Here is a 16,218-nt window from a genome sequence, read left to right on the forward strand (position 1 = left end):
GCTCTTTCTTCGTTTCGGCTTCCGGAGGGCTTAAAAAATCTCCGATTTTGACCTTGCTCGGGTATGGCAAGTTTTTAGGAAATTATCTATAAGACCGGCAACCACGCCAGCGGTCGGCGTGAATTTCATCCTTGCGCCGAACTTGGAGCATCTGTTCCACGTGCGGACAGCGGAAATGGCCGTACCCGCATCCTGATGTGCATTAAGTGCATAGGCGTTCGCACGACTGTGTTGGCTATCAGAAACGGGGTCTCTCGTGTCTAAATCTCTTGACAGTTTCAATTGTCGTTCCACGCTTTCCGTTGGTGGAAAGGACTATGTCTATTACAGCCTGCCCAAGGCTGAGGCAAACGGTCTGCCCGGCGTCTCGAAGCTTCCCTATTCGATGAAGGTGCTGCTCGAAAACCTGCTGCGTTTCGAAGACGGCCAGTCGGTCACCAAGGAGCACATCCTGGCTGTTGCCGAATGGCTGAACAACAAGGGGGCAGTCGAAAACGAGATCGCCTATCGCCCGGCGCGCGTGCTGATGCAGGACTTCACCGGCGTTCCGGCCGTCGTCGATCTTGCCGCGATGCGCGACGCGATGGTGTCCCTCGGCGGCGATCCCGAGAAGATCAACCCGCTCGTTCCCGTCGATCTCGTCATCGACCACTCGGTCATCGTCGACGAGTTCGGCACGCCGCAGGCATTCGCCAAGAACGTCGAGCTGGAATATCAGCGCAACGGCGAGCGCTACCGCTTCCTGAAGTGGGGCCAGCAGGCCTTCAAGAATTTCCGCGTCGTGCCCCCCGGCACCGGCATCTGTCACCAGGTCAATCTCGAATATCTCGGCCAGACCGTCTGGACCAAGGAAGAGGACGGCGAGACGATCGCCTATCCGGATACCTGCGTCGGCACCGACAGCCACACGACGATGATCAACGGTCTCGGCGTTCTCGGCTGGGGCGTCGGCGGTATCGAAGCTGAAGCGGCGATGCTCGGCCAGCCGGTCTCGATGCTGCTGCCCGAAGTCATCGGCTTCAAGCTGACCGGCAAGCTCAAGGAAGGCGTCACCGCGACCGACCTCGTTCTGACCGTCGTGCAGATGCTGCGCAAGAAGGGCGTCGTTTCGAAGTTCGTCGAATTCTTCGGCCCCGGCATGGACAATATGCCGCTCGCCGACCGCGCGACGATCGGCAATATGGGCCCGGAATATGGCGCCACCTGCGGCTTCTTCCCGGTTGACGGCGAAACCATCAACTACCTCACCATGTCCGGCCGCACGCATGACCGGATCGCCCTTGTCGAAGCCTATTCGAAGGCCCAGGGCATGTGGCGTGACGGCGACGGTTCCGATCTCGTCTTCACCGACACGCTGGAACTTGACCTCGGCGACGTCGTGCCGTCGATGGCCGGTCCGAAGCGTCCGGAAGGCCGCATCGCGCTCGAAAACATCGCTACCGGCTTCGCCGGCTCGATGGATGCCGACTACAAGAAGCCCGGCCAGCTCAACAACCGCTATGCGGTCGAAGGCACGGATTTCGATCTCGGCCATGGTGACGTGGCGATTGCCGCCATCACCTCCTGCACCAACACCTCGAACCCGTCGGTGCTGATCGCTGCCGGCCTTCTCGCCCGCAACGCCGTTGCCAAGGGCCTGAAGACCAAGCCGTGGGTCAAGACCTCGCTGGCACCGGGATCGCAGGTCGTCGGCGAATATCTCGCCAAGTCGGGCCTGCAGGCCGACCTCGACAAGCTCGGCTTCAACCTGGTCGGCTTCGGCTGCACCACCTGCATCGGCAATTCCGGCCCGCTGCCGGCGCCGATCTCGAAGACGATCAACGACAAGGGCCTGATCGTATCGGGCGTTCTCTCCGGCAACCGTAACTTCGAAGGCCGCATTTCGCCCGACGTGCAGGCGAATTACCTGGCTTCGCCGCCGCTCGTCGTCGCCTATGCGCTCGCCGGCACGGTGCAGAAGGATCTCACCAACGAGCCGATCGGCGAGGATCAGAACGGCAACCCCGTCTACCTCAAGGATATCTGGCCGACCTCGCACGAGGTGCAGGAATTCATCCAGAAATACGTCACCCGCGAACTGTACGAAAGCAAATATGCCGACGTCTTCAAGGGCGACGTCAACTGGCAGGCCGTTCAGGTTCCGCCGGGCCAGACCTATGCCTGGGACGACAATTCGACCTATGTCCAGAACCCGCCTTACTTCGTCGGCATGGGCAAGAAGGGCACCGGCGTCTCCGACATCAAGGGCGCCCGCGTCCTCGGCCTGTTCGGCGACAAGATTACCACCGACCACATTTCGCCGGCCGGTTCGATCAAGGCGGCGTCGCCGGCCGGTGCTTACCTCATCGACCATGAGGTCGCCGTTGCCGACTTCAACCAGTACGGCACGCGCCGCGGCAACCATGAAGTGATGATGCGCGGCACCTTCGCCAATATCCGCATCCGCAACCATATGCTTGGCCCGAACGGCAAGGAAGGTGGTTACACCATCCACTACCCGTCGAAGGAAGAGACTTCGATCTACGACGCCGCCATGCAGTACAAGGCCGAAGGCGTGCCGCTCGTCATCTTCGCCGGTGTCGAATACGGCAACGGCTCTTCGCGCGACTGGGCTGCCAAGGGCACCAACCTGCTCGGCGTCAAGGCTGTCGTTGCCCAGTCCTTCGAGCGTATTCATCGCTCGAACCTGGTCGGCATGGGTGTCATCCCCTTCGTCTTCGAAGAGGGCACGACCTGGCAGAGCCTCGGCCTGAAGGGCGACGAGCTCGTCACCATCGAAGGCCTCGACAAGATCAAGCCGCGTGAGAAGAAGATCGCCAAGATCACCTATGGCGACGGCACCGTGAAGGAAGTTCCGCTGCTGTCGCGCGTCGATACGCTCGACGAGGTGGTCTACCTCAACAATGGCGGCATCCTGCAGACGGTTCTGCGCGACCTCGCTGCCTGATTGTTAATAGCCTCGTATGATAATGGCCGCCGGAAAGCATTTTCCGGCGGCCTTTTCTTTGCGGTGACGGGATTTGCGGGGGGCTCACGATGATTTGTTTTCTGCCGGTTCCGGTCGCGCTGCGTCTCACCCGTTCGTGACTTTTCGTTTGGACCCGGAAGGATTATTCGTACGTTCATATGTCAGGGCCTCCGGTTCGAACATGCCGTCGGCGCTGAAAAAGAGGTGCAGGTGAATGTCCCCCCGTTTTTTGATTCCGCTGATCGCCGGCGTTGTTCTCTCAGGCCCGCTGCAGGCCGAAGACGGCACGCCGAAAGGTGTCGTCGAACTTTTCACGGCGCAGGGCTGCTCTTCCTGTCCTCCCGCTGACGCGGCTTTCCGCAAGCTGGTAAGCCAAGGCGATGTCATCGCGCTCGCCTATCATGTCGATTACTGGAATTATCTCGGCTGGGCCGATACGCTGAGCTCCAAGGAAAACACAGAGCGGCAGTATGGCTATGCGAGGACAATGGGCCGCAGCAACGTCTATACGCCGCAGGCGATCGTCAACGGGCGCGGCCATCTGGCCGGCGCCGATCTCAACGGCATCAACAGCAAGATCGACACCTATAGCGGCGAAGGCAACGGGCTGACCGTTCCCATCAGCGCGGCAATGCGCGGCGACGAGCTGGAGATCAAGATCGGCGCGGGACAGGGCAAAGCCAATGTGGTGATGGTCTATTTCGACAAGGAAAAGACGATCGAGGTCGAAAAAGGCGAGAACAGCGGAAAGAAGCTGTCCTATTTGCACAGCGTCACCAATGTCGAAACGGTCGGCATGTGGGACGGCAAGGCGACCAGTCTGACACTGCCGGCCAGCGTCCTGCAGCGACCGCAGCTCGAGGGCTGCGCGATCCTGCTGCAATCGGCGACCGACAACGGCGATCCGGCGGCGATCCTTGGCGCGACCGTGGTGATGGCTGGCAAAAACATCTGAGATTTCATCCGCTTGCGGATGAAGTACCGGGCGGCCCGGCTGAGCGTATTCGGGGCTGGGGTTAAGGTCGATACGCTCCGCCGGGCCCTTTGGCGCGCTGGCGCCAAACCGGGATTCATAAATCTCCTGCAAATGAGGCGCTGTTTTGACTGAAATGCGGCGCTGCCGAGAAAGCGACAGCGCTGTCATGCGCATCTGACGATGCGCCTATTCAAAGTGCTACAGCGTCCTTACGCGCTGACGCGCGGCGCTGTAGTGCGGCCGAATGTGACGGCCGGCGCTCTTGCAATTTGCGGCGGCTCGGGCACACTGTCACCCACCTGTCACATGCAGAGGCCTTGGAGACTGAATGACAGATCAGCCGGATTTGCGACACGGCGAAAGCCGTTCCGTCGACAATAGTTCCTCAGTCGTCGTCGATCTCAGGGAATACAAGCAGAGCAAGGACCCGCTTCCGGTGACCTTTCACCGGCGCGAACTGGACGCGATCCTCTGGATCTACGGCCGTATGGTCGGTGACGGCGAATGGCGCGACTACGCCATCGATCACCTGAAGGACAAGGCGGTGTTCTCCGTCTTCAAGCGCTCCGGCGAAATGCCGCTCTTCCGCATCGAGAAAAATCCCAAGCTCGCCGCCAAGCAGGGCGCCTATTCGGTGATCAATGTCCACGGCACCATCCTGAAGCGCGGTCACGAGCTGAACCAAGTGCTGAAGGTGTTCGACAAGGCGCTGAAGCTGGTCGACAAGTAGGCGGTTATCAGGGAACTGCTGCACGCTTCCTGTTGATATGCATCAGCCGGCAAACAGCGTGCCGGGATAGGCGGAGGGATCCGGGTCGGTCGTCATGCCCTCGCCAAGGCTGCGCTGCATGAGCATCGTATCCAGCCAGCGGCCGTGTTTGTAGCCGGCGCCCCGCATCAGACCGACCTCCACGAAGCCCGCCTTGAGATGAAGCGCGATCGAGGCGGGGCTGGCGCCGCCGATGACGGCGATCATCTGACGAAAACCGAGACTTGTGCAGCGGTCGATCAGCTCGGCCATCAGCGCTTTGCCGATGCCGCGGCCGCGGGCTTCGGGCGCCAGATAGATCGAATCCTCGACCATCCATCGATAGGCCGGGCGGACGCGAAAGGCCGAAGCATAGGCATAGCCAAGCAGGCCTCCGTCCGCACCGGCTGCGGCAATATAGGGATATTGCTGGCCGACGATCGCCGCAAAACGCTGCGCCATCTCGGCCTCGGATGGCGGGGTGATCTCGTAGCTCGACGTGCCGTTCAGGACGGATTCCCGGTAGATGCCGGTAATGGCGGGAATATCGGCTTGTGACGCATCGCGCAGGAGAAAGGACATTTCGGCGGCGGGTCCATCAGGAGGAAGGCTTTCCTCAAACCATCCCAGGAAAATCAGCGCAACAAAAAAGGCGGCCGAAGCCGCCTTTTCGCTTAGTCTGCTTGCTTATTTGCGGTTGCCCATGAACTGCAGCAGGAACATGAAGAGGTTGATGAAGTCGAGATAGAGCGTCAGCGCACCCATGATCGCCTTGCGGCCGGCCACGGCAACGTCATCGGCTTCCAGGTACAGTTCCTTGATCCGCTGCGTGTCGTAGGCGGTGAGGCCTGCGAAGATCAGAACGCCGATCACCGAGATCGCGAACTGCATGGCCGACGAAGCCAGGAAGACGTTGACGATCGAAGCGATGATCAGGCCGAAAAGACCCATGATCAGGAACGAGCCCATCGCCGACAGGTCACGCTTCGTCGTGTAGCCGTAAAGCGACAGCGCGCCGAAGGAGGCGGCGGTGACGAAGAAGGTCTGAACGACGCTCTGGCCGGTGTAGACCAGGAAGATCGACGAGAGCGACAGGCCGACCAGTCCGGCATAGACCCAGAAGGTCGTCTGTGCGGCGGCCACGCTCATGCTATTGATGCGGAAGCTCAGGAAGAAGACGGCCGCAAGCGGCGCAAGGATCACGACCCAGCGCAAGGGCGACTGGAACAGGAGCACGCCGAACTGGGTGAGCTGGCCGTCCTGAACAGCGAAGTTGAATCCGAGATATGCGGCCACACCGGTGATCGCCAGGCCCAGCGCCATCAGGTTGTAAACCTTGAGCATATAGGCGCGCAGGCCTTGATCAATCATCTCGCCGGTCTGAGCGCGGCTTTGATAGTTACGAAGGTCAGCCATAGTTTCCTCTTACAAGCTCCGATGGAGATACGGTGTCGGGGTTTTCGACCCGGGCGCCGCTGCGGAGCTCCAGCATGCCTGCAGACAATATGAGGCTTTCGCCGTTTGCAAACAAGAGGGTTGCAAAGGCCCGGCCGGTTAAATCGCCGTAAGGTGAAGGGTTTTGGCGCGGCTCGCCGGTCAAAGCTCGCGCAAAACGGGTGCCGCCTTCTGCCCGAGGATGCGCCAGGTGCCGATGAGGCCGATGCCGACGGTCAGCACGAGCGCGGTCACCAGCGTCAACCCCGCCACATCGGGCAGGAAGGTCGAGGGCAGGCGCATGATGCGGGCGACGATGAACCAGGCGGCAACGCTGCCGGCCATCAGCGCGAAGATCGCGGTTGCCAGTCCAAGGATCAGATATTCGTAGCTGAAGGCGCGAATGAGCATGGCGCGGGTGGCGCCGAGCGTCTTCAGCACCACCGCGTCGTGGGTGCGGGCCCGGTTTCCGGCGGCAAGCGCCCCGGCAAGGACGAGGATCGAGGCGATGAGGGCGACGGAGGCCGCGGCGCGGATTGCGGTCGCAAGCTGCGCCACCAGCTGGTTGACGATGTCGATCGCGTCCTTGACGCGGACGCTGGTGATCGTCGGATAGGTGTTGGTGACGGATTTCAGGATCGCCGCATCTTCGGCCGGCGTCGAGGCGGGATCGGTCAGGGTCGCCAGCCATGCGTGCGGGGCGCCGCGGAAGGTATTCGGCGAGAAGACCATGACGAAATTGATCGACAGCGATTCCCATTGGACGCGGCGCAGATTGGCGATCTTCGCGGTGATGTTGCGGCCGAGCACGTTGACGGTAATCTTGTCGCCGATCTTCAGGCCGAGTTCGTGCGCCTCTTCCGAGGAGAAGGAGACGAGCGGCTCGCCGCTGTAATCCTTGTCCCACCAGCTGCCTTCGGTCAGGGCGGCATTTTCCGGCAGGGCGTCGGCGTAGGTGATGCCGCGATCGCCGTTCAGCACCCAGCGGCCGGCGGCCGGCACGTTCATCTTGCTGACGTCCTCGCCGTTGAAGGCGATGATCCGGCCGCGCAGCATCGGCACTTCCATCAGCTTGCCCTTCGGCGCCTGCGCCTGGACGAGAGCACGGAAAGCATCGACCTCGGCGCTCTGGATATCGACGAAGAAGAAGTTCGGCGCGCCCTCGTTCATGCGGCCGGTCAGCTGCTGGCGCAGGTTTCCGTCGATCAGCGTCAGCGTCACCAGCAATGCCAGGCCGAGGCCGAGCGAGAGCACCACCGAGGGCGTCAATGCGCCCGGGCGGTGGATGTTGCCGATCGCAAGCCGCAATGCCGGCGAGTTGACCCGCGGGCTGCGGCGCGCAAGCCAGGCGATCGCTGCTGCGACCAGGCGCAGCACGACGAAGGCGAAGACGATCGCGCCGACGAAGACGACGGCGATGAAGCGGTCGTAGGCGGTGAGGATGGCAAGGCCGGCAAGGGCGGCCATGAACAGCGCGGCCAGCAGAATATAGGGCCAGGACGGTAGGCGGCGGGCCTCGAAGCCCTGCTCGCGGAAAAGCGCGGTCGCCGGCACTTCGCGGGCATGGCCGAGCGGCAGGATGGCGAAGGCGAGCGTCGTCAGGATGCCGAAGAGCGTCGCCAGCAGCAGGGCGCCGGGATAGAGCGTCGGAGCCGTCGAGACCGGCAGGAACTGCGCCAGAAACTGGGCGGCGAAGATCGGCGACAGGGCGCCGATGAGAAGGCCGATCAGGATGCCGCCGAGCGCGATGATGGCGATCTGGAAAAGATAGATCAGAACGACGACCTGCGCCGGCGCACCGAGGCATTTGAAGGTTGCGATGGTGGTGCGCTTGGAATCGAGGAAGGCGCGCACGGCATTGGCGACGCCGACGCCGCCGACGATCAGCGCGGTCAGGCCGACCAGCGTCAGGAACTGCGAGAAGCGGGTGATGTTTTCGGTGAGCGAGGGGGCGGCGCGGTCGCTGGTGCGAACAGCCCAGCCGGCGGAAGGAAATGCCTTGGCGGCGCGCGCCTGGATGCCCGACATCGCGCCCTTGTCTTCCAGCCGGATCTTGTAGGCATGCTCGACCAGGCTTCCCGTCTGGATCAGCCCGGAGGCTTCGAGCGCCCGGCGGCTGACCAGTAGACGCGGTGCAAAGCCGAAACCTTCCGACAGAGCATCCGGCTCGGTTTTGACGGTGCCGGTGATGCTGAGCTTGACATTGCCGAGCAGCAATTCATCGCCGACCGCAAGCCCGAGCCGATCGAGAAGCAGCGGGGCTGCGACGGCGCCATAGGTGCCGCCCTGGCCTGAAAGCAGGGCTGCCAGCGGATAGTCCGGCTCGGCCACGAAACTGCCGTAGAGCGGGTAGGCGTCATCGACCGCCTTGACCTCGACCAGCGCCTGATCGGAACCGTCAGGCTTGCGGGCCATCGAGCGCAGGCCGGTCGACACCGAAACGGTGCCGAGGCCGTCGAGAAAAGCCATTTCCTCAGGCGTCGCTTCGCGGTTGTTGAGTTCGAAACGGACGTCGCCGGCCAGCAGTTCCTGCCCCTGCGAGGCGATCGTATCGGTGATCGATTGCGAAACGGAATTGACGGCGGCGATGGCGCCGGTGCCAAGCGCGATGCAGGCCAGGAAAATGTAGAAGCCGCGAATGCCGCCGCGCAGCTCACGGAGTGCCAGGCGAAAAGCGAGCGAAACGCGCGGCGTAAGGATGTTCATGCGATCGCCGCCTCGCTGCGGCGGGCGGCGCTGTCGCCTTCGATCCGGCCGGAACGGACGCGGATCTGGCGCGAGCAGCGGTTTGCCAGCGAGACGTCGTGGGTGACGAGAAGCAGGGTCATGCCGCGTTCGGCCTGTTTGGAAAACAGCAGGTCGGCAATCTGGCGGCCGGTCTCGGTGTCGAGATTGCCTGTGGGCTCGTCGGCAATCAGCAGTGCGGGCGAGGGGGCGAGCGCCCTGGCGATCGCCACGCGCTGCTGCTCGCCGCCGGAAAGCTGGCCGGGATAGTGGTTCAGCCGTTCGCCGAGGCCGACCGACTTTAGCTCGCGATGGGCGATCTCGAAGGCGTTGTTGACATTGGCGAGTTCGAGCGGCACGGCGACGTTTTCCAGCGCCGTCATGTTGGCGATCAGGTGGAAGGACTGGAAGACGATGCCGATGTTGCGGCCGCGGAAATCGGCCACTTGATCCTCGCTCAGCGCGTGGATCGGCGTGTCGTTGATATTGATTTCGCCGCTGTCGAGCTTCTCCAGCCCGGCAAGCACCATCAGCAAGGTCGACTTGCCGGAGCCGGACGGGCCGACGATGCCGACGGATTCGCCTGACGCGATATCGAGATCGATGCCCTTCAGCACATGCACGGAAGCGGCAGCACTGCCAAGCGTCAGATCGGCGCCCTTCAACTCGATGATGGTTTTAGCCAACAGAAATCGCCCTATATAAATCCATAACGAAACAGCCGCATAACGGCACTTCGCCAATCTAGGGAAGCCAGAATGAGATTTAAAGTTGCCGCGCTTCAATTCACCGTCATTGCCGTCTCGCTGATCTTTGCCGCTGCCGCCGATGCCCGGACGATCAACCTCGTCGGTTTTGGGGACAGTTTGATGGCGGGCTACCAATTGCCGCCCGGCGACGGCTTTCCGGAAAAGCTGCAGGCGGCGTTGAAGGCGAAGGGGCTCGACGTGGCTATTGCCAATGCCGGGGTCTCCGGCGACACGACGACAGGGGGGCTTGCGCGGATCGACTGGTCGATACCCGACGGCACCGACGGCGTCATCCTCGAACTCGGCGCCAACGATGCGCTGCGCGGCATTCCGCCTGAGGAAAGCGAGAAGAACCTCGATCAGATGATTGCCCGGCTGAAAGAGCGCGGCATCGCCGTGCTGCTCGTCGGCATGATGGCGCCGCCGAATATGGGGGCGGATTATGCCGAACGTTTCAACCCGATCTACCGGAAGCTTTCGGAAAAACACGGGGTTCCGCTTTATGGCTTCTTCCTCGACGGCGTGGCGCTCGATGCCGGGCTGAAACTCGACGACGGGATGCATCCGAATGCGAAGGGCGTCGATGTCATGGTCGGGAAGATGGAAGCCGATGTCACAAATTTCGTCGGAACGATTTCTACTGTGAAGAAATAGGGCTTGCGCGGTAATTGATTGCATGATTCCGTGTAAGCACCTGCAAAAGATTCGGGGAGTGCTCGTTATGCCGAGACTGTTTACCGCCCTCGAAATTCCGCGCAATGCGGCGATGAGCCTTTCATTGCTGCGCGGTGGCCTCCCCGGAGCACGATGGATCGATGTGGAGAATTACCACATCACCCTGCGCTTCATCGGTGATGTCGACGGCCGTACGGCCGATGAAATCGTAGAACGCCTCGACCGGATCGACCGGCCGGAATTCCAGTTCCGGCTCGAAGGCATCGGTTCCTTCGGCTCGAAGAAGCCGCATTCGGTCTGGGCTGGCGTTTCGCAATCGCCGGAGATGTACGCCCTGCAGGGCGAGATCGAGCGGATCTGCCAGCGCATCGGCCTGCCGCCGGATCCGCGCAAATTCATGCCGCATGTGACGCTGGCGCGGCTCAAATCGTCGCGGCTCGACGATGTCGTGCAATATCTGGCCGGACGCGGCAACTTCCACACGTCGACCTTCACGGCGCCGCGCTTCGTGCTGCTGTCGTCGCGCGAATCGGTCGGCGGCGGCCCCTATCTCACCGAGGAAGTGTTCCCGCTGCACGAGGCGCGCTCGGCGCCCAGCGCTTCGAGCAGGCTGCTACAGCCGGTCAAGAGCCTGGTGTAGACCAGCTCGAAACCTGCCGGGCCTCCATAATAGGGATCGGGAATATCCTCTCCCGTTCTAAGCGCGATATCGCCGAACAGGCGGATGCTCGCCTCAGGCGGCGCGATCGTTTCGAGCGCCGCCACATTGTCGCGGTCCATGGCCAGGATCAGATCGAAATCCCTGAAATCGCTGGAGCGGATTCGACGGGCGTGTTGCCCGGATATGTCGATACCGTGGCCTTTCGCTGTGGCGATCGACCGGCGATCGGGCGGCTCGCCTTCATGCCAACCGCCGGTGCCGGCGGAATCGATCGTGAAACGGCCGGTCAAACCTGCCTCGGCGACAAGATGGCGAAAAATTCCCTCGGCCAGAGCATGATGCCGAAAAGTGTAAGCGGTTTTCGGACGACATCATGCTCTAACTCTTTAATGCAGAACAGGATTCAGATTTTAGGCCGACCCGGCCTAAAATCATCCTGTTCTAGCGGAGAACGGCATATATTGCCCATGCAAACGAAGAGGACGCTGATGTGTTTCATCGGTAGGCCTGTCGACAGATGAGAGGACCATGGCATGAAAATGGAAAGACTGGAACGGGCTACGATCGAGGCTGAAATGGCTGGGCTTGCAGGCTGGGCGCTCAACGATGCGGCCTCCTCGATATCGAAGACGTTCAAGTTTGCAAACTTTGTCGAGGCTTTCGGCTTCATGACCGAAGCAGCGATTAGGGCGGAGAAGCTCAACCACCATCCTGAATGGTTCAACGTCTATTCCAGGGTGGATGTGACGCTGAACACCCATGATGCCGGCGGTCTGACGGAGCTGGATTTCAAGCTCGCCAAGGCGATGGACAAGGCCGCGGCCCGACGCGGCGCCTAAAAGCGGGGCCGATTGAAAGAGTGCGCGCCATCACCATATGTTCGCAGGGACGAAAGGATGGAAGGGATGGACGAGGTCAAATTCGGGGAAATCCTGTTGCCAGGCGACGAGGACACCCAGAGCCGGCGGGAGAAGACGGTGCGGCAGAAATTCTGGCCGACCTTCCGCCGCGCCGTGCGGCAGATCCCGTTCTCGCGCGATGTCGTTGCCGGGTTTTACTGTGCGCTCGATCCGCAGACGCCGACGAAGGTGCGCGGCGTGCTGCTCGCAGCGCTTGCCTATTTCGTCATGCCGATCGACATGATCCCGGATGTTTTCGCCGTCATCGGCTTTTCCGACGACATCGCCGTACTCTCGGCCGCCTTCGCCATGGTGCGCGGCCATATCCGCCCGGGCCATTATGAGGCGGCTGACCGCGTTCTGGCCGACCGGACTGAGGAAGCCATGAAAACGATTTAGGCGCTTTCGCGCTCCAGCACTTTGCGGAGCTTGCCGAAGGCAAGCCGGATACGCGATTTCACCGTGCCGAGCGGCAGTCCGGTCGCTTCGGCGATCTCCGAATGCGATTGACCAAGGAAGAAGGCGGCACGCAGCATGTCGCGCTGCTCCTCCGGCAATTGGCCGACGGCGGCGCGGATCCTGGCGTCGCGATCGTCATTGGCGATGATTTCGTCCGCGCCGATCTCGGCCGGCGGCTGCAGGGCCGGATCGGTCTCGTCGAAAATGCGGGTATTGATGCGGCGCTGCATGTCGATGCGGCGATTGCGGGCGATGCGGAAAAGCCAGGTCGAAAGGGAAGATCGCGTGGCATCGTAGAGATCCGCCTTGTGCCAGAGCACGATCATGATCTCCTGGACCAGTTCCTCGGCCTCGGCTGATGTCATCTTCTGGCGCATCAGCCAGGCTTTCAGCCGCGGTGCGAAATAGTCGAACAGGATGGAAAAGGCCTGCTGGTCGCGATCCCTGGCGACGGCCTTCGCGAGGGCAGCGAAACGCTGTCTTTGCTCGGCATCCATGTCCCCTCACGCGCCCCCTGCGGCAATAATTTCGTATCGGATTTCCAAGTCTTACTGAGGTACAACGGATTTGGGAAAGGTCAAACTCTTGCCTGAATCTTTGTGTCTTAAATTCAGCCGAACGGACGGCCAGTGCCATCGGGGCATCATGTCGCGGCCGATACCGTCAAAGGGGCGAAAATTGATACCCGAGCTGAAATGACACAGGCAGATACAAATCGCAGCTATTGTTGACCATTTGGTAACCTGAATTAAGTCAAAATAAAGCAGATCGTGATTATGCGGCGCCCGCTATGATCGCTTCGGGCCTTGAATCGCAAGAACCGGCAGGAATCCATGTTTGTAAAAAGTATCGTATCCGCTCTCGCACTCACCCTTGCCATGGCCGGAGTTGCGGCAGCGCAGCAGGCCGCGCCGAACCGCATCCAGCAGTTCCAGGCATGGGGCGCCTACTCCTACAAGTCGGGCGCCAGCACCGTCTGCTACGTGCTGTCGGTTCCGACGGCAAAGCAGCCGGCAAGCGTCGACCACGGCGACAACTTCTTCATCGTCTCGCAGCGTCCGGGCCAGAACATCTCCTACGAGCCGCAGGCGATGATGGGCTACACGGTGAAGGAAAATTCGAAGATCAACGTCGTCATCGACAACAAGACCTTCGTGATGTTCACCAAGGACAAGGCCGGCTGGGTCGAGAATGCTGCGCAGGAGCCGGCCCTCGTCGCGGCGATGAAGACCGGTCATTCGATGACGGTCAATGCCGTTTCCCGCAAGGGTACCGGCACGTCCTACAGCTATTCGCTCTCGGGCATCTCGGCTGCGCTGAAGCAGATCGAAAGCTGCAAGTAAGCGGTCTCCCAACCGCAGAGTTTCGACGGGGCCGGCCTTGCGCCGGCCCTTGCCGTTTCTATCTCTAGTGACGCGCGGGCAAAATGATGCTAAAGGGCGCGCCAACAGCGGATAGATCGCGATCAGTCGCCGTTCCGCCATTCAATTTTTGCCGCTCTGCCGTCATGCGTCCGCAAGTCTTCCGGTTCACCTTGAAGCGTGCGGGCTCGCAGGGGCAGGACATGTTCGAATTCGGGATGAATGCCTATGTCCGTCATGGATGCGATCGTTGTTAGCAAGCCGCAGGCGCACACGTCCGCCAGCTTGGAAAAGCCGTCTTTGATCGGGCTGTCGCGCGAGGAAATGGGGGCGGCACTCCGGGAAAGGGGTGTGGCCGAGAAGCAGATCAAGATGCGCGTCGCGCAGCTGTGGAACTGGATCTATGTGCGCGGGGTTTCCGATTTCGACCATATGACGAATGTCGCCAAGGACATGCGGGAAATGCTGAAGCAGCATTTCACCATCGCGCGTCCTGAGATCGTCGAAGAGCAGGTCTCGAACGACGGCACGCGCAAATGGCTGCTGCGCTTTCCCCCGCGCGGCGCCGGCCGCCCGGTCGAAATCGAGGCCGTCTATATTCCGGAAGAGGGCCGCGGCACGCTCTGCATCTCCAGCCAGGTCGGCTGCACGCTCACCTGTTCCTTCTGTCATACGGGCACGCAGCGTTTGGTGCGCAACCTGACGGCGGAGGAAATTCTGTCGCAGCTGCTGCTTGCCCGCGACCGGCTTGGCGACTTCCCGGATCGCGAAGCGCCGCAGGGCACGATCATGCCGGCCGAGGGCCGCAAGGTCAGCAATATCGTGATGATGGGCATGGGTGAGCCGCTCTATAATTTCGACGCCGTCAAGCAGGCATTGCTGATCGCCACGGATGGCGACGGCCTGTCGCTCTCCAGGCGCCGCGTGACGCTGTCCACCTCGGGCGTCGTGCCGGAAATCTTCCGCACCGGCGAGGAGATCGGCGTCATGCTGGCAATCTCGCTGCATGCGGTACGCGACGACCTGCGCGACATTCTGGTGCCGATCAACAAGAAGTATCCGCTGAAGGAACTGATCGAGGCGTGCAAGGCCTATCCCGGCCTTTCCAATGCGCGGCGCATCACCTTCGAATATGTGATGCTGAAGGACCTCAACGACAGCCTCGAAGACGCCAAGGGGCTGATCAAGCTGCTGAAAGGCGTGCCGGCGAAGATCAACCTCATTCCGTTCAATCCCTGGCCCGGCACCAATTACCAGTGTTCCGACTGGGAGCAGATCGAGAAGTTCGCCGATTTCATCAATTCGGCCGGTTACGCCTCGCCGATCCGCACGCCGCGCGGCCGCGACATTCTTGCCGCCTGCGGCCAGCTGAAATCGGAGTCCGAACGCATGCGCAAGACCGAGCGCCTGGCCTTCGAGGCGATGATGATCGCCAATCACGGCGCCGACGACTGATCAGCAAGTTTGATCCTCGCTACAATTCTCCTGCATTGATTTAAGCATGCGCATTTCCTAATAGTGCCGCCAAAATCAATCAGGAGGATACAATGCGCCCGATTCTGCTCGCTCTTGCCGCCAGTTTGGCCCTTTCCCTGCCCGCAAAGGCTGACAACGTCACGGTCGCCGTGACGGCGATCGTCGAGCATCCGGCGCTGGATGCAGCCCGCAAGGGCGTTCTCGATGCGCTGACCGCCGCCGGCTACAAGGAAGGCGAGAACCTGAAATTCGTGTTCGAATCGGCGCAGGGCAATCCGGCGACGGCCGCCCAGATCGCCCGCCAGTTCGCCGGCGACGAACCGAATGTCATCGTGCCGATCTCCACGCCCTCGGCCCAGGCGGTCGTCTCCTCGACGCGCGACATTCCGGTCGTCTTCACCGCCGTCTCCGATCCGCTCGGCGCCCAGCTCGTCAAGAACATGGACAAGCCTGGCGGCAACGTCACCGGTCTTTCCGACATGTCGCCGGTCGCCGAGCATCTGGCGCTGATCAAGGAAATCCTGCCCGATGTGAAAACCATCGGCTATCTCTACAATTCAGGCGAGGCCAATTCCGTTTCGCTGCTCGCCGTCTTGAAGGCCGAAGCCGAAAAGGCCGGGCTGAAGGTTGTGGAATCGGCTGCCACCAAGTCGGCCGAGGTCCAGGGTGCGGCCCGCGCCCTCGTCGGCCGTGCCGACGCGATCTACATTCCGACCGACAACACGATCATCTCTGCGCTCGAAGGCGCCGTCGCGGTTGCCGAGGAGAGCAAGCTGCCGCTCTTCACCGCCGATACGGATTCGGTTTCGCGCGGTTCGGTCGCCGCCCTCGGCTTCAATTATTACGATGTCGGCAAGCAGACGGGCGAGATCGTCGTGCGGGTGCTGAAGGGCGAGAACCCGGGCGATATCGCGGTCAAGACCGCCGCCGGCAGCGACCTCGTCGTCAACAAGGCGGCTGCCGCGAAGATGGGCGTTACCCTGCCCGAGAGCGTGCTTTCTCGCGCCAACAAAGTCATCGAATAATCCGTCGTCGTTCCATCGACCATTCACATTCAGCCGCTCCCGTTTGCACGGGGGCGGCTGAAG

16 protein-coding genes are annotated in these 16,218 nt (G+C 61.6%); 10 read left to right on the top strand and 6 right to left on the bottom strand.

Annotated elements, in window-relative coordinates; genetic code table 11:
• Window positions 1-256: 256 nt before the first annotated feature.
• The 3 genes from acnA to FHX14_RS04695 all read left to right on the top strand — a co-directional run bounded on the left by acnA (window position 257) and on the right by FHX14_RS04695 (window position 4,674).
• Window positions 257-2,947 carry an aconitate hydratase AcnA gene (gene acnA, locus FHX14_RS04685; RefSeq protein WP_003589748.1) on the top strand — a complete coding sequence of 897 codons (2,691 nt, stop codon included), beginning with the start codon at window positions 257-259 and terminating at the stop codon, window positions 2,945-2,947.
• Between the two features lie 235 nt (window positions 2,948-3,182).
• Window positions 3,183-3,923 (top strand): thioredoxin family protein, encoded by a 741-nt coding sequence (locus FHX14_RS04690; protein WP_184376442.1) that lies wholly within the window; start codon window positions 3,183-3,185, stop codon window positions 3,921-3,923.
• A 349-nt stretch (window positions 3,924-4,272) separates the two neighbouring features.
• Window positions 4,273-4,674: a DUF2794 domain-containing protein gene (locus FHX14_RS04695; RefSeq protein ID WP_097624950.1), complete on the top strand. Its 402-nt coding sequence runs from the start codon at window positions 4,273-4,275 to the stop codon at window positions 4,672-4,674.
• Between the two features lie 42 nt (window positions 4,675-4,716).
• On the opposite strand, the gene FHX14_RS04700 is transcribed toward FHX14_RS04695, so the two are convergent.
• The 4 genes from FHX14_RS04700 to FHX14_RS04715 form a co-directional block, all read right to left on the bottom strand.
• Entirely contained in the window at window positions 4,717-5,274 is a 558-nt protein-coding gene (locus FHX14_RS04700) for a GNAT family N-acetyltransferase (protein ID WP_184376443.1), read from the bottom strand.
• A 105-nt stretch (window positions 5,275-5,379) separates the two neighbouring features.
• Window positions 5,380-6,108 carry a Bax inhibitor-1/YccA family protein gene (locus tag FHX14_RS04705; RefSeq protein ID WP_003589753.1) on the bottom strand — a complete coding sequence of 243 codons (729 nt, stop codon included), beginning with the start codon at window positions 6,106-6,108 and terminating at the stop codon, window positions 5,380-5,382.
• Between the two features lie 180 nt (window positions 6,109-6,288).
• Window positions 6,289-8,832, bottom strand: coding sequence for an ABC transporter permease (locus FHX14_RS04710; protein WP_184376444.1), 2,544 nt, complete (start codon window positions 8,830-8,832; stop codon window positions 6,289-6,291).
• Window positions 8,829-9,536, bottom strand: coding sequence for an ABC transporter ATP-binding protein (locus FHX14_RS04715; protein WP_183692602.1), 708 nt, complete (start codon window positions 9,534-9,536; stop codon window positions 8,829-8,831). The genes FHX14_RS04710 and FHX14_RS04715 overlap by 4 nt, the downstream gene beginning before the upstream one ends.
• Window positions 9,537-9,608: 72 nt before the next feature.
• On the opposite strand from FHX14_RS04715, the gene FHX14_RS04720 reads away from it, so the two are divergent.
• Together FHX14_RS04720 and thpR are read left to right on the top strand one after the other, a co-directional pair.
• Window positions 9,609-10,253: an arylesterase gene (locus FHX14_RS04720; RefSeq protein ID WP_184376445.1), complete on the top strand. Its 645-nt coding sequence runs from the start codon at window positions 9,609-9,611 to the stop codon at window positions 10,251-10,253.
• Window positions 10,254-10,320: 67 nt separating this feature from the next.
• On the top strand, window positions 10,321-10,914 hold the full coding sequence (thpR, locus tag FHX14_RS04725) for an RNA 2',3'-cyclic phosphodiesterase (protein ID WP_012559245.1): 594 nt from the start codon (window positions 10,321-10,323) through the stop codon (window positions 10,912-10,914).
• Here the strand turns inward: thpR and FHX14_RS04730 are convergent.
• The gene (locus tag FHX14_RS04730) at window positions 10,821-11,267 is read right to left on the bottom strand and encodes a low molecular weight protein-tyrosine-phosphatase (RefSeq protein WP_082366256.1); all 447 of its coding nucleotides are present in this window, start codon (window positions 11,265-11,267) and stop codon (window positions 10,821-10,823) included. The genes thpR and FHX14_RS04730 overlap by 94 nt on opposite strands.
• A 201-nt stretch (window positions 11,268-11,468) precedes the next feature.
• Here FHX14_RS04730 and FHX14_RS04735 point away from each other — a divergent pair, with 201 nt between their 5' ends.
• Complete coding sequence (locus FHX14_RS04735; protein WP_003589761.1) at window positions 11,469-11,774, top strand: 4a-hydroxytetrahydrobiopterin dehydratase; 306 nt, start codon at window positions 11,469-11,471, stop codon at window positions 11,772-11,774.
• 66 nt (window positions 11,775-11,840) lie between these two features.
• A complete protein-coding gene (locus FHX14_RS04740) occupies window positions 11,841-12,233 on the top strand; it encodes a YkvA family protein (protein ID WP_003589762.1) in 393 nt (130 codons plus the stop codon).
• Here FHX14_RS04740 and FHX14_RS04745 read toward each other — a convergent pair.
• The gene (locus FHX14_RS04745) at window positions 12,230-12,790 is read right to left on the bottom strand and encodes a sigma-70 family RNA polymerase sigma factor (protein ID WP_003589763.1); all 561 of its coding nucleotides are present in this window, start codon (window positions 12,788-12,790) and stop codon (window positions 12,230-12,232) included. The genes FHX14_RS04740 and FHX14_RS04745 overlap by 4 nt on opposite strands.
• A gap of 336 nt (window positions 12,791-13,126) precedes the next feature.
• Here FHX14_RS04745 and FHX14_RS04750 point away from each other — a divergent pair, with 336 nt between their 5' ends.
• The 3 genes from FHX14_RS04750 to FHX14_RS04760 all read left to right on the top strand — a co-directional run bounded on the left by FHX14_RS04750 (window position 13,127) and on the right by FHX14_RS04760 (window position 16,155).
• Complete coding sequence (locus FHX14_RS04750; protein WP_003589764.1) at window positions 13,127-13,636, top strand: invasion associated locus B family protein; 510 nt, start codon at window positions 13,127-13,129, stop codon at window positions 13,634-13,636.
• Window positions 13,637-13,882: 246 nt separating this feature from the next.
• Entirely contained in the window at window positions 13,883-15,109 is a 1,227-nt protein-coding gene (rlmN, locus tag FHX14_RS04755; RefSeq protein WP_184376446.1) for a 23S rRNA (adenine(2503)-C(2))-methyltransferase RlmN, read from the top strand.
• Window positions 15,110-15,201: 92 nt separating this feature from the next.
• Window positions 15,202-16,155 carry an ABC transporter substrate-binding protein gene (locus FHX14_RS04760; protein ID WP_097624940.1) on the top strand — a complete coding sequence of 318 codons (954 nt, stop codon included), beginning with the start codon at window positions 15,202-15,204 and terminating at the stop codon, window positions 16,153-16,155.
• Window positions 16,156-16,218: the final 63 nt, after the last annotated feature.

The sequence above is a fragment of the Rhizobium sp. BK619 genome (assembly GCF_014195245.1).
Classification (GTDB): Bacteria; Pseudomonadota; Alphaproteobacteria; order Rhizobiales; family Rhizobiaceae; genus Rhizobium; species Rhizobium acidisoli.

Excerpts from the sequence above, each read along its gene's own strand:
- FHX14_RS04690 (WP_184376442.1), top strand. The coding sequence starts at position 3,183 with ATGTCCCCCCGTTTTTTGATTCCGCTGATCGCCGGCGTTGTTCTCTCA.
- FHX14_RS04695 (WP_097624950.1), top strand. The coding sequence starts at position 4,273 with ATGACAGATCAGCCGGATTTGCGACACGGCGAAAGCCGTTCCGTCGAC.
- FHX14_RS04700 (WP_184376443.1), bottom strand. The coding sequence starts at position 5,274 with ATGTCCTTTCTCCTGCGCGATGCGTCACAAGCCGATATTCCCGCCATT.
- FHX14_RS04705 (WP_003589753.1), bottom strand. The coding sequence starts at position 6,108 with ATGGCTGACCTTCGTAACTATCAAAGCCGCGCTCAGACCGGCGAGATG.
- FHX14_RS04710 (WP_184376444.1), bottom strand. The coding sequence starts at position 8,832 with ATGAACATCCTTACGCCGCGCGTTTCGCTCGCTTTTCGCCTGGCACTC.
- FHX14_RS04720 (WP_184376445.1), top strand. The coding sequence starts at position 9,609 with ATGAGATTTAAAGTTGCCGCGCTTCAATTCACCGTCATTGCCGTCTCG.
- thpR (WP_012559245.1), top strand. The coding sequence starts at position 10,321 with ATGCCGAGACTGTTTACCGCCCTCGAAATTCCGCGCAATGCGGCGATG.
- FHX14_RS04735 (WP_003589761.1), top strand. The coding sequence starts at position 11,469 with ATGAAAATGGAAAGACTGGAACGGGCTACGATCGAGGCTGAAATGGCT.
- FHX14_RS04740 (WP_003589762.1), top strand. The coding sequence starts at position 11,841 with ATGGACGAGGTCAAATTCGGGGAAATCCTGTTGCCAGGCGACGAGGAC.
- FHX14_RS04745 (WP_003589763.1), bottom strand. The coding sequence starts at position 12,790 with ATGGATGCCGAGCAAAGACAGCGTTTCGCTGCCCTCGCGAAGGCCGTC.
- FHX14_RS04750 (WP_003589764.1), top strand. The coding sequence starts at position 13,127 with ATGTTTGTAAAAAGTATCGTATCCGCTCTCGCACTCACCCTTGCCATG.
- rlmN (WP_184376446.1), top strand. The coding sequence starts at position 13,883 with ATGTCCGTCATGGATGCGATCGTTGTTAGCAAGCCGCAGGCGCACACG.
- FHX14_RS04760 (WP_097624940.1), top strand. The coding sequence starts at position 15,202 with ATGCGCCCGATTCTGCTCGCTCTTGCCGCCAGTTTGGCCCTTTCCCTG.